Genomic DNA, 14,257 nt, shown 5'->3' on the forward strand with positions numbered 1-14,257 from the left:
ACGTCCTGGGGGGGGGGGGGGGCCCGGGGCCCCCCGGGCTCGGCTCCCAGCGCGGCCTGGTATCCCGCACCGGGGGCGGGGCGGCGGGGGGGGGGGGCGGGGGCCCCCCCCCCCCCCCCCCTCGACCCCACGGAGGTCGACGAACTCCATGACGAGCTGGCCGGAGAGTTCCTTCACGGCCCGGAACGGATCGCCCGCTCGCACGGCACGACGTTCCTCCTCCTGCGGGACAGCGCCGGTGCCCAGGAACACGCTCGCCGGGTGCTGGAGCTGCAGGCCGCCCTGCCCGAAGCGCAGCGGATCCCCCGAATCGAGGCAGAGGCGCGCGCCGACCTCGCGGCGGCACTGATCCTCGGCGGCGAACTCGACGGAGCCGCCGAGGTGCTGACGCCCATCACGACACTGGCGCCCGAGCGCCGCGCCGCGGGGCTGGTCGAGCGGATCGTCCACGTCGGTCGACTGCTCTCCACGGAGCCTGTCCGGACCTCACCCGGTGCCATCGCGCTCAAGGAGTCGCTGGAGGAGTACACCCGGGTCGCCGCGCCGAGGCAACTCGGGGGCGGCGCCGCTCGGCTGGCCCTCGAGTAGAGCACCACTAAGCCGGTCCGGGGTGGGCCGGTCGTGCCTGCCCACCCCGGACCGATCTGGTCAGCGAGCGGAGCCGACGGCGGCGAGGATCGTCTGCTCGCGTCCGGGGGTGATTCCGTGGGCGGACGCGCGCGGGTGGGGGACGGGGGTGTTGCCGGCCTGAAGCCAGTCCCAGGTGTCCCGCACCGTCTGCTCCAAGGGGCGGCAGGTGAATCCGGCCGCGTAGGCGGGCTCTGAGTCGACCAGCCAGACGCCTTCGTTCGTCCGCCACAGCGGCAGCTCCGTCCACTGCCGCACGCGGTGCTCCAGCAGAACCCCGTCCGGAACCCAGCGGAGATGACCCTGACTGCCGGTAGCCTCCAGGCACGCTTGAAGGAAACTGCCCATCGTGTCCCGGCCGATCGGGGCGGTCACGTTGTGGACGCCACCGCCCGGCCGCTCGGCGACGTCGACGGCGAAGCGCGCAACGTCGCGCACGTCGACCGGCTGGATGGTCTTACCCGCACTGCCAGGGGCGAGAATGTCGCCGCCCTGCTCAGCCCGACGAAGCCACCACGGCAGGCGGCCGACGTACTCGCCCGGACCGAGGATCACGCCAGGCCGAAGCAGCCAGGACCGCTCGGCGCCGAAGGTCTCGATCACCGCCCGCTCTCCGCCAGCCTTCTGCCGCCCGTAGTGGAGATCGGGGCCCAGCCAGCCTTCCGGGTTCCGGCCGTAGTCGCTCCCGGCGTCGGCCGGCCCGTCCATCAGCGGGTCGCCGACCTTGAGCGGGTGGTCCGGCCACCCCGCATACACCGACACTGTCGAGACGTAGACGTAGCGGTCGGTGGCACTCTCCAGCGCCCGCGCACCTGCGAGCACCACCTTGGGCGGCTGCTCGCCGGCCGAGGTGTCGATCACGGCGTCCCACGGACCCTGCGCAGCCAGCCGAGCCAAGTCCTCGGCCGACGTCCGGTCCCCCAGCACCTGCCGTACGCCGGGCAGGACGACTCCCGACCGTCCCCGGTTGAACGTCGTCACACTCCAGCCGCGGCCCAGCGCCTCCTCGACCACGGCCTTACCCAGAAACCAGCCTCCACCGACCACCAAGATGTCCATGCCCGGCATCCTGCCCAGAACCGGTGCCAGCTGGCCACCCCGTCGTAGCGCCCGGGCCAAGTCGCCGCAGGTCGAGGCCATGATCGTGGCGAAGATGACACCCAGATGACACTCGTGTGCGAATCCGCCCGCCGGATGACAGGCGGACGCCATGGTCCTGCCAGTCATTACTCGGAAGACTTGGCCGCTCACCCGCTGCGACATCTTCCGGCGCCCCGGAGGACCGAGCAGCGCCAAGGGGAGAGGAGATCCGATGGAGAGCGCCGCAACTGCGGTCCAGCCGGAGGAAGACAGCGGCCTGCTGGTCGCCGTCCGTGCCATCCGGGCCGCGCGTTCCCGTGCCGACGTGCCGTCCGACAACACCGGCGGCAAGTCCGACCAGAACGACACCTGAGCAGGTAGCCCACGATGCATAAGACCGCCTCGTGGGCGGTGCGCCTGGGTGGGGACCAGTTCCTCACCCAGGCGCTTCACCGCTCCTACGCCGTGATCCCCGCCAAGGGCGCCGACACCGCTCCCCTTCTGTCCTGGGAGGACCTGAACACCATCCTCGCCACCCACCGCATCGACCCGCCGCGGCTGCGGCTGTCGATGGATGGGCAGACCGTTCCCGTCGGCCGGTACTCGACCCCGGCGACCAACCGGCGCGGGGTGGCCTGGAACCGGCTGCACCCCGCGCAGCTCCACGCTCAGCTCGCCGAGGGCGCCTCGCTCGTGGTGGACGCGATCGATGAGATCCACCCGCCGATCCGCACCGCCGCCGAAGCGTTGGAGCGCTTCATCGGCACGCCCGTGCAGACCAACCTCTACGCTTCATGGACGGAGAAGGAGGGCTTCGGCCGGCACTGGGACGATCACGACGTGGTCGTGGTCCAGCAGTACGGGGCGAAGCGCTGGAGGCTGTGGGAGCCGACCCGACAGGCCCCGACCTTCCGCGACGTGGATTCCCCAGAGGAACCCGAGGGCGAGCCGGTCGCGGACGTCGTCCTCCGCCCGGGCGACGTCCTGTACCTGCCGCGTGGCTGGTGGCACAGCGTCACCGCCGACCAGGGCAGCGAATCGCTGCACCTCACCTTCGGACTCGTCGCCCAGACCGGCGCGACGCTCCTGGGCTGGCTGGTCGACGAACTGCACGAGAGCCCCGCCGTGCGGAAGGACGTGCCGCTCCACGCCGGCGCGGACGAGAAGGCCGGATACCTGGACGGCCTGCGGACTGCGCTGTTCACCGCACTGTCGGACCCTGGCCTGATCGACCGCTGGGCCACGGCCTCCGGCACCACCCACTTCGGCCGACCGGCACCGTCCCTGCCCTTCGTGGACGCCCTCCCTGCGGAGCCGGAGATCAAGGTGCGGATCACTGCCCCTCGCGCCGAACTCACCTGCGACCCCACCGCCGGGACCGTCACCCTGTCCGCAGCCGGAACCGCATGGGACTTCTCCGAGCGGGCGGAGCCCGCCCTCCAGGCTCTGCTCACCGGAGACGCGGTCAGCATCGGGGAACTCGCCGACCTCGCCGGCCTGGAGGCCAAGGACGTGGCCAGCATCCTCACCGTCCTCGTTCAGGGCCAGGCCCTCGCCGTGGTCGGAGTCGGACGGTGAGCCCGGACCTCGGCCTGGGAACCTACCGGGTGCGCGCCGCCGGCGAAGCGGCGCGCACCGCCCTCACGGCCGGGGCGAACTGGATCGACACCGCCCCCAACTACGGCCACGGCCGAGCACACCACGACCTGGCCCCGGCACTCGCCGAGCACCCGACCGCCAGGGTGACGACCAAGACCGGCTTCTACCCGGACGGCCACCACAGCATCGCCCCCGACGACGTCCGCGCCCAGACCGAGCAGTCCCTCGCCGTCCTCGGTCGGGCCGACATCGTCTTCGTCCACAACCCCGAACGGTCCGACCACGACCGGCAGCAACTGCACCACAACCTCCGCGCCGCGTTCGCCGTGCTGGAGGAGGTCGCGCAGGCAGGCCGTATCGGGGGGTACGGCGTCGCCACCTGGGCCGGCTTCACCGACCAGGCGTTCACCGTCGCCGAACTGATCGCACTGGCCCACGAGGCGGGCGGGTCGGCGAACCACCACCTCGCTGGTGTCCAGCTGCCGGTCAGCCTCGTCATGGCCGAGCCCATCGCCCAGGCCCTCGACGGAGCCGGGCCGCTCGTCCACGCGCGCGACGCCGGGATCCTGACGTTCGCCTCCGCACCCCTGCACGGAGGCGAACTGCCGGGTCTGATGACACCCGAACTGGTGAACCTGATCCAGCCGGGATCGACCCCGCACACCGCCGCGTTCCAGCTCATCGGTGCCTGCCCCGCGCTGGACGTTGTCCTCACCTCGACCGGCACCCTCCAGCACTGGGAGGATGCCCGGGACGCTCTCGCCCAGCCGATCCCCGACGCACGACTCAGGACGGTGCTCGATGTCCTTTCAGCCGGATGACGACACCCGGCACGACCTGACGGCAGCGCACCACAAGGCCGCTGGATTCCTCCGCCTGGTGTGCACCGGACCCCAGGTCTTCGGCACCTCCGGAACCACTGTCGGCCGCCGGGCCGAGAACGTCTGGCTCCGGGTCTCCAGGAGCAGCCGCCGCAGGGCGCCCCGGCCGACCGGCCAGGGCGCCCTCGGCGCCGAACAGCTCGTCCCCGACTCCGTCCCGCGCCCCAGGCTCCACGACACCCTCGACTGGACCGAGGACGGGTGGTTCTACCAGGCCGATGTCTTCGACCTGGTAGGTCCCGCGGTCTCCTCGACCCCGGACCTCCACGAAGACCCCGGCCTGGATGACGGCTGGTGGACCGGGCTGCGGAACGCGCTGGCCGCCATTGCGGAAGCGCCGCCCACGAAGATCACTCTGCGCCAGGCGTGGGTCGGAGAGGTCTTCCCGAAGTACCTCGGCATCCCTGCCCCGGCCGACGTCGAGCGGACCACCGGGCACGGTGATCTCCAGTGGGCCAACCTGACCGCCCGGCCCCTCAAGATCCTCGACTGGGAACGCTGGGGGCTGGTGCCGGTCGGATACGACCCCGCTGTCCTATGGGTCAATAGTCTTCTTGTGCCGGCCGTCGCAGACCGCGTCCGGATGGAGTTCTCCAAGGTCCTGGAGACCCCCGCTGGACGGGTTGGCCAACTTATCGCTCTCGCAGAGATGCTCCAAGCGGTCGATCGCGGGCATTACGCGGAGCTTGCACCACGTCTGCTCGGCTGCGCGCGTGAACTGACCGGTGTCGCTCCGCCGCAACCACTCGGATTGTCTTAACAGTCACGGCAAGTGAGTGTTACTCAGATACCGCCGATACCCTGGGTCGCTGGTTGGTCAACTTCAACGACTGTGGTGACTCCGGCGATTTCTCGTGCGCGCCGTCACCGCAGCGCCCAAGGGATAGGTGCGACTATGACGGCCCCGGCAACAACGGCCTCGGACTTCTACTGCAACGAGGCACTGAACGGTCATACGCCGGTGAAGGTGGTGGAGGAGACCGACACGGTGCTCGCGTTCGAGCACACGAGGCCGTCCTACCCCGTACACATCGTGGTCGTCCCGAAGCGGCACATCCCGTCGTTGGTGGATCTCGGCGACGGCACGGAGGAGGACCTCGCGGACGTTCTTCGAGTGGTCCGGAAGGTGGCGGCGACGGTACGCGAGGAGTACGGCGCGGTGTGCGTCGTGACGAACGAGGGCGCGTACCAGGAGTCCAAGCACATGCACTGGCACGTGCTGTTCCGCGGCAGCCTTCCGGAGGGCCTGGCCTGAGACTCGGGCTGCTCAGCGGGCGTGCCGGCCGCGCGGGCGGGCGAGAGCGATCGTCCTGGCTGCGATGTCCCGCGCCGTGCGGCGGACGGCCTCGGGGTCGGGGCGGCGGCGGGCGCCGCCGAGTGCGGGCAGCAGCTGCTCGCAGGCGCGCAGGAGGGGCGTTCCGTCGCCCATCTCCTCGTCGTCGACGACGACGCAGGTGGCGCGCCCCGCGTACGCCTTCGCATTGTCGAGCTGGTCGCCGCGGCTGACTGAGGCCGGCAGCGGGACGAGCACGGCCGGCTTGGACAGGGCCCCCAGCTCGGCGAGGGTCGTTGCGCCCGCGCGGCCGATGACGAGGTCGGCGAGCGAGAGGGCGTCGACCATGTCGCCGTGCAGGTACTCCAGCTGCCAGTAGCCCGGCACGGAGGCTAGCGTGTGGTCGAGGTTGCCGCGCCCGCAGATGTGGACGACGGAGAAGTGCGCCGTCAGCGCTCCAAGTTGGCGGCGCACGGCCTCGTTGACGCGCCGGGAGCCGCTGCTACCGCAGAAGACGAGCAGGACCGGCGGTCCGGCCGGGACGCCGAGCCGGACGCGGAGGTCTTCAGGCCGACCATCGGCGAGGTCGTCGCGTAGTGGAAGTCCCGTGACCACCGCCTTGCGCTGGAGCCACCTGGGCAGACCGGGGGTGTCCTCGGCGAGGAAGACCGTGGTGGCGAAGCGGGCGAGGATCCGGTTGGCCAGACCGAGGGTGTGGTCGGACTCGTGGATGGCGAGGGGGATGCCGTTCAGCCACGCGGCGACCCCCACTGGCACCGACACGTAGCTGCCCTTGCTGAAGACGACGTCGGGCCGCTCGCGCCGCATCGCCCGTGAGGCGGCGAACACTCCGCGGGCGACGGTCACCGGCATGGTGACGTTGCTCCAGGACCGGAACCGCTGCAGCCCTGCGGAGGGGACGGCCGCGAGCCGGATCCCGGCCTTCGCGGCAAGGTCCGCTTCGATGCTGTCGGCGCGGCCGAAATAGACCAGCTCGCATTCGGCGCGCCGCAGTTCGGCGGCCACCGCGAGAGCGGGAACAACATGGCCGGCGCTCGCGCCCCCGGTAATTCCAATCTTCAGCGTCACGCGGTGAATCGTAACAGGGTTCGCGGGAAATTCCATCCGGCCGGGGAATCCAGGCTTCTGTAATGCTGGCCGGATTTCCAGCCCGGAGCCGGAGCGGCGCGTTGGGAAGCTCGGCCTTCGACCCAAGGGGTTCGCGGCCCCATTGGGGCAAGCGTTGATGGTGCGGGGGGAGTGGTCGGGCTGGCTGGGTTCGAACCAGCTCCTCGGCAACACTTATGCCGTGCTCTTTCCGTTGAGCTCCAGCCCGTGGTGAAAGAAAGCTATCGCATCGGCGCGCAGCGGGTCAATATCGGATTTCGCGGCCGGAGAATTGAATTTGGGCGTGACAATTCCGGCATCGGGCCTTTCCTCGTCCGATGCCGGAATGGCTGTGGGTGGCCGTCAGGTCAGCTGTTGGTCCTCCGCAGGGTGTGGAGGTTGTCGACGGAGAGGGGGCTGTTGCGCCCGGTCCATCGGTCCACCGTCTCCAGCTCGCCCTCGGCGTGCCGGGGGGAGAGCACGAGGGTGGTGGGAACGCCGAGCGCCTGGGCGTACCGGAACTTCTCCCCGGCCGGCAGGGGGCGGTCGTCGACGAGGAGCCGCAGCCCGAGACGGTGAAGCTGCCGGACGGTGTGGTCGGCGCGCTCCTGCTGCTCAGCCAGGTCGGAGCGCAGGACGACCAGGTGGACGTCGGCAGGGCCGGTGCCGTGCTTCCAGCGCAGGCCCTCGGCGTCGCGGTGGACGCCGGCCAGGGTCTGGATGCAGCGGGTGAGGCCGATGCCGGAGCAGCCCATGAGGGGGGTGTGGGGGGTGCCGTCGTGGCCGGTGAAGGTCAGGCCCATCTTGGCGGAGTACTGGGTGCCGAGTTCGAAGACGTGGGCGACCTCGACGGCTTCGGTGGCGCGGTAGCGGCCGGAGGGGCAGCGTCCGCAGTCGAGGCCGTCGGTGGCGGTGTGGACGTCGGCGGGGTGGAGGTCGAGCGGGGGCAGGCCGGTGGCCCCGGACCACGATGCGCCGGGGCGCAGGTCGTGGGGGCCGTCGGCGATGGTGAAGCGGTCGAGGCCGCTGACGGAGCGGTCGTGGACGACGGCGATCCTGGTGCAGTCCCACGGGGTGAGGGTGCCTGCGTTCTTGCCGAGCAGGCTGGGAAGCTCCTCGGGGTCGAGGAGTTCGATGTGCTGGCTGGGGCCGAGGGCGGCGGCGAGCTTGCGGGTGCTGATGGTGAGGTCGGAGCGGATGCAGACTGCGGTGGGCCTGGTGGTGCCGTCCGGGCCGGTGACGGCGAAGACGATCACGTTGACGACGGGTTCGCCGGAAGTGGTGGTCCCGGGGAACTTGGCGCTGAGGATGGTGCCGTCGCCGCGGTGGCCGCAGTGGTCGCAGGCGAGGATGCTGCTCTGGCCGAAGTCGGCGAGGACGAGGTGCTCGGTGGTCGGGCCGGCGGAGATGGCCCCGCCGTCAGCGGGAGCCTGGAAGACGCCGTGCAGGCCGATGCCGGTGAGGGCGTCGTTGCAGGCCCGGTTGAGCAGGCTGATCGACTCCAGCATGCCCGCCCGGTCGGCGTCGAAGGTGTAGGCGTCGGCCATGGTGAACTCGCGTCCGCGCATGAGGCCGCCGCGGGGCGAGGTCTCGTCCCGGAACTTCGTGGTGTTGAGGGCCAGGCGCACCGGCAGGTCGCGGTGGGAGCGAAGGTGGGGCCGGACGGTGGCGACGGCCATCTCCTCGGAGGTCGGCGCGAGGCACATCTCCGTCCCGCCGACGCGGGTGGTGATCAGCGCGCCCTCGTCGGTGTAGACCTTCCACCGGCCGGACTCCTCCCACAGGGTCCGGCTCTGCAGGGTGGGCAGGGAGACGCTGTTGAAGCCGTGGTGCTCGAAGGCGTCTCGGGTGATCCGGTCGAGTTGGTCGCGTACGCGCAGGCCGAGCGGGAGCAGGGTGTGCACGCCGGCGGCGTCCGTGCGGCCGACGAGGCCCAGGTGTTCGAGCAGCTCCCACGTCGGGGCGGTGGGGTCGGTGGCGCGGGGGCGGGGCGCGGGGAACAACCGGGAGGTGTAAATGGGGGCCGGGGCAGCGGCGGTGCTCATGCAGCAGCTCCGATCGCATCGCGGGTGACGGTGGTGAGCCGTTGGGCGCTGTGGGCAATGTCGTAGCAGGAGGCGTTGGCAAGGCCCGCCGTGCTCAGGCCGGTGCGCAGCGAGTGGTCGGCAGCGAGCTTGTCGATCGCCTCTGCGAGCTGGGCGGCGTCGCCGGGGGCGTAAGGCAGGCCGGCGGCGCCGAGGGTCTGGTTCATGCCGGCGACGTCGGAGTAGACGACGGGCAGTGCGTGGGCCTGGGCCTCAACGGCGATCAGGCCAAAGGCTTCCAGACCGGAGGTGGTGAAGAGGAAGGCGTCGAAGTCCGCGAAGCGCTCCCACAGCGCATGGCGGGGCTGGAACGGCGCGAAGCGGATGCGGTCGCTCAGGCCGAGTGTCCGGCTGAGCTGCTGGAGGGCGTCCCGCTCGGGGCCGCTGCCGATGATGGTGAGTTCATGCCGGTCGCTGGTGAGCGCCATCGCCTCGATGGCAGTGCGGGTGCACTTGTTGGCGTCCAGGCGGCCGGCGTGCAGCAGCCGGAGCGTGTGGGTGTGGGTGGGACGCAGGGGCCGGGCGGCGCGGGCGAGCGGGATGCCCCAGGGGACGAGGACCGTCTTGTCGCTGTAGCGGTGGCCGGTCAGCTCGCCGATCCTCGCGGCGAGGGCCGTGTTCGGGGCGACGACGGTGGTCGCGCCCGCGACGATCTCGGTGAGGACGTCGCGGGCGAGCGGGTCGGCGTCGGCGGCGATGACGTCGGTGCCGTGCGCGATGGCCACGACCGGAATGCTCTGGGCGGCGCGGACGAAGGCGAGGGCGAGACCGAAGCCAAGGTGCTGGGCGTGGATGGCGTCCGGGCGGGCCTGGTCCAGGTGGCGGCGGACCTCGGTGGTCAGGGCGCCGACGTAGGCGTCGAAACCGGGGCCGTAGGGCGCCTTGGCGGCGGTGGCGAGCACGGTCTCCTCGAAGCCGTGCCGCCAGGTGGGGTCGGCGGGCGGTAGCGCGAGGAACGTGGTCCGGGCGTGGTCGGCCATCTCTCCGTAGAGGTCGGAGCAGAAGATCATGGAGCCGCAGGAGGGCTCCAGCGGCAGGTCGATGCCGGTGGCGATCTGCATCCTGTTCATGCGGGCCGTCCTTCCTGTTGGAGGGAGTCGAGGTAGGTGGCGAGGCCGGACCGCAGTAGGGCGGAGGTCCCGGCCCAGCCGATCGCGCTGGCCGCGTCGAGGACGGACAGGTTCGGCGTGAACCCCTGCTGCGGCCACGCCTGCTGGTAGGCCGGGTGACGGGGCAGGTACTCGTTCCAGGTGACAGCGACGCCGTCGGCGGAGAGGTCAGCGGGGTCCAGGTAGCCGCGGGTGCCGGAGCCCGCCCACAGCTCGTCGGCACCGGCCGCGCGGCAGATTCGGACGATCCGCCCGGTGCGGTCCTCCGTTGGCTCGATCGGGAGCCGGGAGGTGAGGGTCAGTTCGGCGGGCGCGCCGAGAGCGGTGGCCAGGCCGGTGGTCAGTTCGAGGTTGAGGTCGAGCAGCCACCGGTACCCCGCGGTGAGCGGCGGGCCGAGGACCTGCAGCACCTCGTCGAGGTGACTGCTGCGGCCGTAGGCCAGCCGCATCCGGCGGAGCATGCCCTGCGGGTCGAAGGTGTCGGCGATCCGCACGTCTTTGATCAGCTGGCCATGGCTCTTGACCACCGGGACGGTCAGCCACTTGACGCCGTCGGGCGTCTTGACCCGGTTGCGGTTCTGGAAGCCGCCGTCCTCGAACTGCACGTTGTCGTACAGGGCAACGGTCCGGCACGCGAACAGGGCCTCACAGAATCCGAGCCACGGCGCGAACGGCGGCTGCTCGATGTAGAGCCGGTGCTTCACCGGGCCTCCTTGCGGGTGAGCAGGGTGATGAGGGAGGTCTCGAACGCCTCGAAGCGGTGACCGTCGGCCGCGCGGGCCGGGGCGAGGGTCCAGCCAGCGTCGGCGGCGCGGTGGCGGGTGTACTCTCCGCCGAGGTACCAGCGGCCGGCCTGGCTCTGGTGCTCCGAGAGGGCCTTGACCTTGTCGGGGAGCAGGTCGGTGATGTCGACCAGCACGGTGGGGTGGAAGTCGCCTCGGGGGGCGTGGGGTTGGCCGTGCAGGATCGTGGAGCAGGTGCCGACGCGGGTCGCGGCGTTGACGGCGGCCTGGGCGACGGCGAGGTGGTCCTGGTGGTCGGGACCGGCGTGCAGGCTGTGGGTGATCAGGACGGTGCAGCCTAGGCGCACGAGTTCCGCCTCGATGCCGGAGACCAACTGGCGGTCAGGCACCAGGGCGCCGTCGGTGAAGCCCAGGAGCAGCAGGTCGATGCCGCTGCCGTCGTAGGAGGCCGCGGATTCGGCAGCCCTTTCCCGGTCGGTGAGGCTGACGCCTCGTTCACGGTCGGCGAGGGAGACGCCGTTGACCCCGGTGGTGACGACAACGACCGTGACCGCCGCACCGTGTTCCTGGTAGCGGCGCAGGGTGCCGTAGCACATCAACTCGGCGTCGTCGGGGTGCGCGACCACCGCGACAACGTGCTCACGCGGCGGCGCCACGGGCGTCCTCCTCCTCGAAGTCGCGCCAGATCTGCGACGGCTCCGGCAGAGTGCTGCCCTGGTACTTGCCGCGGTACAGCTCCCGGCGGCCAGTGGGCACCCAGAACGTCACCTGGCCGATGCGCTGGCCGGGGTAGACCCGGACCGGCTGCACGGCGTGGAACTGCAGCGTCAGGCGGCCGAGCGACCCGAGGTCGATCAGGTCGGCGGTGCAGTGGACGAACAGGCCGGTGCGGGCGGTGGAGGAGCGGGCCCGGATGATCGGCACGAAGTGCTCGGATCCGATCGTCTCGGCGGTGGAGGCGAGGTAGATCCGGCCGGGCCGCAGGACCATGCCCTCCTCGGGGATGGTGGAGCGCACGAACCGGTTGGGGCGGCGGCAGTCGAGGGTGCGGCCTCCCCACCAGCGCCGCCGGTACCAGCCAATGTCCGAACTGAGGTGGAAATCGTAGGAGTTGGGGCTCAGGAGAGCGGTGTCGAAGGGGCTGATGGTGATCCGCCCCTCCTCGACCTCGCCCGCGATCTGGGGGCCGGTGAGGATCACGCGGCGCTCACCTCCGGGAGGAGGCCGACGGCACCGCCGCCGGCCAAGGCGTGGGGAGCGAACGGGGAGGGGTCGCTGAGGGTGCCGTAGTACCCGGCGTACGGCATCGGCTCGCCGACGACGTCCCAGAAGGACACCTGGCCGATGACCATGCCCGCGTACACCCTGAGCGGTTGGGTGACGACGATCTCCAGCGTCCACTGGTGGACCGCGCCGAGCTGGGCGAGGTCGGCGCTGATCTGGGTGAACAGCCCGAGGCGGCCGACGGAGGAGCGGCCGATCAGGCTGGTGACGTAGTGATCGGAGCCGATCCGTTCGACGGTGGAGCCGAGGTAGACCCGGCCGGGCCGCAGCCGGTAGCCGCGGGCCGGGATCGTGATGGTCCGGGTCGGCGGGCTGGTGCGGGGGTCGACGGGGGTGCGGGTGAACACCTTGAGGGTGTCTCCGAGCCGGTAGCCGTGGCTGTTGGGGTTCGTGTGCTGCGGCAGGAACGGGTCGATGGTGATGTGGCCGGCCTTCACCGCTTCGGCGATGGCGGGGCCAGTGAGGATCACCGGGTGCCGCCCTGCACGTAGGTCTGCCGCAGCAGTCGGCGCTGGCCGGGCTGGATCGCTTCCTGGCCTTCGCCGAGTGGCATCCGGCCGTGGGCCCAGCGCAGTTGATCGAAGACCAGCAGCTGCCCGGGGAGGAGCCGGATCTCGACGCGGTGGCGCAGCGCGGCGTCGGCGAGCGCGCCGAACGCGGTCGCCGCCTGCTGCCGTGCGGTGTCGGTGCCGTCGACGAGCTCACCGCTCAGCAGGTGCGGGTGCATCTTGCTGGTGAACCGGATCGGCAGACCGGGCTCCAGCTGCTCGGGCAGGACCGCGAAGCGCTCCAGTCCCCGGCCGACGCCGTGCACGCCCTCGTCGGTCCAGTAGGAGAACACCGGCTGCTGGAGCAGCGACTTCTCGGCGTCGCCGAGTTCGGCGGCGGCGACCCACAGGTCGGACAGGGCCGAGGCCCCGCCGCCGGCCGGGTCGTCGCGCTCGCAGTACAGCGCGATGTAGCGCGGGATGAGGTCGCGGTCGACGAGGTCGACGTGCAGCCGGTTCTCCCCGGTGCCGTGGGTGCGGCCCGGGTCGGCCTCGGTGCGGACCATGAGGCTGCTCCAGCAGCCGTCGGACGGGTAGACGGCCAGGACGGGACCGAGCGCGGACAGCAGGCTCAGCGCGAGTTCCTGGTTCAGGCGGTGGTCGGCGGTGTCGAAGTCGACCAGGACGCGACCGTCGCCCTCGCCGGTGATGTGCTCGGCGAAGCTGTGCGGTGCGACGGGGCCGTCGAGGAACACGGATGCGGGCAGCGACTGCATGGTCATGACCCCTCCTTGACGTGGTCGGTGAGCAGGCCGCGCAGGGTGCGCGGCGGGTCGAGCGGGCTGGCCGGCAGGCCGAGACGGTCGGCCAGGTACGCCGTCGTGGCGACGGCGCCCTGGTCGGGGGTGGCCCCGGCGGTGACAGGGGTCTCGCCCAGACTCTCGGCCAGGGCGGCGATCTGCCCGGCCGTCTGCGGGCCGTCGAGGACGACCAGCTCGGTGTCGAAGGGCGCGGCGGCCACCAGCGCCTGCTGGTCGACCTGCCGGGGCAGCCCGGTGCGCAGGGTGGCGAGGTTGAGCACGAAGGCGTCGGCCCCGGCCGCGCTCCGGCCCCGATCGGCCAGCAGCTCGGCGAGTCGGCGCCGGTCGTCCAGCGGGACGGCAAGGTGTCCGATCGCCGCGCTTCCCCAGGCCCGGAACGCGCCGACGGCTTCCCGCACGTAGCCCGGGACCGACCCGCGCGCGACCTTACGGCCGCCGGTGTAGTCGACGGTGAACGAGGGCCCTGCCGGGCCGAGGTCGATCCGGAGCAGGCCGGCACCGCACTCGGGCGGTTTGGCCACGTACCGCGGCGGGAGCGCCCAGTGGCCCATCGGGCTGTGGCAGTGCCCGGCGACCATGATGTCCAGCGGGCCGTCGGCGAGTTGAAGCGCCACGTCGCTCTCGAAGCCGGTGTGGCTCAGCCCCAGCACCACCTCGGCACCCGCCTCCAGCAGCCGGTCCCGCTCGGCGGCCAGCAGGGCGGCGGTCGGCTCCTCGAACTCGAACCCGGCGCGCTCGGCGGACGGCACCGCCCCGAACGCCTGGGCCCCGAGCACGCCCACGACACCGATGCACCGACCAGCCGCCTCCAGCAGCAGGCCCCGCTCCCACCGCCCGGCGAAGGTCGGCGGCGGTGTCAGGTTCACGCACACCACCGGGGGGAACCGGTCGGGATCGTGCAGCCGCATCAGGTCGGCCAGGTCGTGGTTGCCGGGCACCACTGCGTCGTAGAGGTCGGCCAGCAGCCGCTCCTCCGTGCGCCCCCGGGAGTATTCATGGAAGGCGCTCCCGCCGAAGAAGTCGCCGACGTCCACGACCAGCGCGCCTTGCTCGCGCAGCGCCTGGACGGCAGCGAGCATCCCCGTGCCGTTCGGCACCGCAGAGTGGAAGCAGCCCGTCGCCGCCACCGTCATGGTGTTAGCGGCCAAGTCCCTGTCCACG

At 71.6% G+C, this 14,257-nt stretch carries 16 protein-coding genes and 1 tRNA gene; 6 read left to right on the forward strand and 11 right to left on the reverse strand.

Features of this window, described 5'->3' with window-relative positions; all coding sequences use genetic code 11:
* The first annotated feature begins 261 nt into the window (after window positions 1–261).
* Entirely contained in the window at window positions 262–588 is a 327-nt protein-coding gene (locus tag AB0K51_RS28115) for a hypothetical protein (RefSeq protein WP_363459955.1), read from the forward strand.
* Between the two features lie 60 nt (window positions 589–648).
* Here the strand turns inward: AB0K51_RS28115 and AB0K51_RS28120 are convergent, their stop codons facing one another.
* Window positions 649–1,686: an NAD-dependent epimerase/dehydratase family protein gene (locus AB0K51_RS28120; protein ID WP_363459956.1), complete on the reverse strand. Its 1,038-nt coding sequence runs from the start codon at window positions 1,684–1,686 to the stop codon at window positions 649–651.
* 253 nt (window positions 1,687–1,939) lie between these two features.
* Here AB0K51_RS28120 and AB0K51_RS28125 point away from each other — a divergent pair, with 253 nt between their 5' ends.
* From AB0K51_RS28125 to AB0K51_RS28145, 5 genes are all read left to right on the forward strand, one after another.
* Complete coding sequence (locus tag AB0K51_RS28125; protein ID WP_363459957.1) at window positions 1,940–2,080, forward strand: hypothetical protein; 141 nt, start codon at window positions 1,940–1,942, stop codon at window positions 2,078–2,080.
* Window positions 2,081–2,094: 14 nt separating this feature from the next.
* Window positions 2,095–3,285 (forward strand): cupin domain-containing protein, encoded by a 1,191-nt coding sequence (locus tag AB0K51_RS28130; RefSeq protein WP_363459958.1) that lies wholly within the window; start codon window positions 2,095–2,097, stop codon window positions 3,283–3,285.
* Window positions 3,282–4,127: an aldo/keto reductase gene (locus tag AB0K51_RS28135; protein WP_363459959.1), complete on the forward strand. Its 846-nt coding sequence runs from the start codon at window positions 3,282–3,284 to the stop codon at window positions 4,125–4,127. The genes AB0K51_RS28130 and AB0K51_RS28135 overlap by 4 nt, the downstream gene beginning before the upstream one ends.
* Entirely contained in the window at window positions 4,108–4,947 is an 840-nt protein-coding gene (locus AB0K51_RS28140) for a hypothetical protein (RefSeq protein WP_363459960.1), read from the forward strand. Before AB0K51_RS28135 ends, AB0K51_RS28140 begins: the two co-directional genes overlap by 20 nt.
* A 135-nt stretch (window positions 4,948–5,082) precedes the next feature.
* Window positions 5,083–5,442, forward strand: coding sequence for an HIT domain-containing protein (locus AB0K51_RS28145; protein ID WP_363459961.1), 360 nt, complete (start codon window positions 5,083–5,085; stop codon window positions 5,440–5,442).
* A 12-nt stretch (window positions 5,443–5,454) separates the two neighbouring features.
* Here AB0K51_RS28145 and AB0K51_RS28150 read toward each other — a convergent pair whose 3' ends face one another.
* The 10 genes from AB0K51_RS28150 to AB0K51_RS28195 all read right to left on the reverse strand — a co-directional run bounded on the left by AB0K51_RS28150 (window position 5,455) and on the right by AB0K51_RS28195 (window position 14,256).
* A complete protein-coding gene (locus tag AB0K51_RS28150; protein WP_363459962.1) occupies window positions 5,455–6,549 on the reverse strand; it encodes a UDP-N-acetylglucosamine--N-acetylmuramyl-(pentapeptide) pyrophosphoryl-undecaprenol N-acetylglucosamine transferase in 1,095 nt (364 codons plus the stop codon).
* Window positions 6,550–6,721: 172 nt separating this feature from the next.
* A tRNA-Thr gene (locus tag AB0K51_RS28155) sits at window positions 6,722–6,796 on the reverse strand.
* Window positions 6,797–6,935: 139 nt separating this feature from the next.
* Complete coding sequence (locus AB0K51_RS28160; protein ID WP_363459963.1) at window positions 6,936–8,612, reverse strand: aminoacyl--tRNA ligase-related protein; 1,677 nt, start codon at window positions 8,610–8,612, stop codon at window positions 6,936–6,938.
* Window positions 8,609–9,721 carry a glycosyltransferase family 4 protein gene (locus tag AB0K51_RS28165; RefSeq protein WP_363459964.1) on the reverse strand — a complete coding sequence of 371 codons (1,113 nt, stop codon included), beginning with the start codon at window positions 9,719–9,721 and terminating at the stop codon, window positions 8,609–8,611. The genes AB0K51_RS28160 and AB0K51_RS28165 overlap by 4 nt, the downstream gene beginning before the upstream one ends.
* Window positions 9,718–10,464 carry a WbqC family protein gene (locus tag AB0K51_RS28170; RefSeq protein WP_363459965.1) on the reverse strand — a complete coding sequence of 249 codons (747 nt, stop codon included), beginning with the start codon at window positions 10,462–10,464 and terminating at the stop codon, window positions 9,718–9,720. Before AB0K51_RS28170 ends, AB0K51_RS28165 begins: the two co-directional genes overlap by 4 nt.
* Complete coding sequence (locus AB0K51_RS28175) at window positions 10,461–11,159, reverse strand: PIG-L family deacetylase (RefSeq protein WP_363459966.1); 699 nt, start codon at window positions 11,157–11,159, stop codon at window positions 10,461–10,463. The genes AB0K51_RS28170 and AB0K51_RS28175 overlap by 4 nt, the downstream gene beginning before the upstream one ends.
* The gene (locus AB0K51_RS28180) at window positions 11,143–11,703 is read right to left on the reverse strand and encodes a dCTP deaminase (RefSeq protein WP_363459967.1); all 561 of its coding nucleotides are present in this window, start codon (window positions 11,701–11,703) and stop codon (window positions 11,143–11,145) included. Before AB0K51_RS28180 ends, AB0K51_RS28175 begins: the two co-directional genes overlap by 17 nt.
* The gene (locus AB0K51_RS28185; RefSeq protein ID WP_363459968.1) at window positions 11,700–12,257 is read right to left on the reverse strand and encodes a deoxycytidine deaminase; all 558 of its coding nucleotides are present in this window, start codon (window positions 12,255–12,257) and stop codon (window positions 11,700–11,702) included. The genes AB0K51_RS28180 and AB0K51_RS28185 overlap by 4 nt, the downstream gene beginning before the upstream one ends.
* Window positions 12,254–13,057: a TauD/TfdA family dioxygenase gene (locus AB0K51_RS28190; protein WP_363459969.1), complete on the reverse strand. Its 804-nt coding sequence runs from the start codon at window positions 13,055–13,057 to the stop codon at window positions 12,254–12,256. Before AB0K51_RS28190 ends, AB0K51_RS28185 begins: the two co-directional genes overlap by 4 nt.
* A complete protein-coding gene (locus AB0K51_RS28195; RefSeq protein ID WP_363459970.1) occupies window positions 13,054–14,256 on the reverse strand; it encodes a metallophosphoesterase in 1,203 nt (400 codons plus the stop codon). The genes AB0K51_RS28190 and AB0K51_RS28195 overlap by 4 nt, the downstream gene beginning before the upstream one ends.
* Window position 14,257 lies beyond the last annotated feature (1 nt).

The organism is Kitasatospora sp. NPDC049285 (assembly GCF_040678815.1).
GTDB lineage: Bacteria > Actinomycetota > Actinomycetes > Streptomycetales > Streptomycetaceae > Kitasatospora.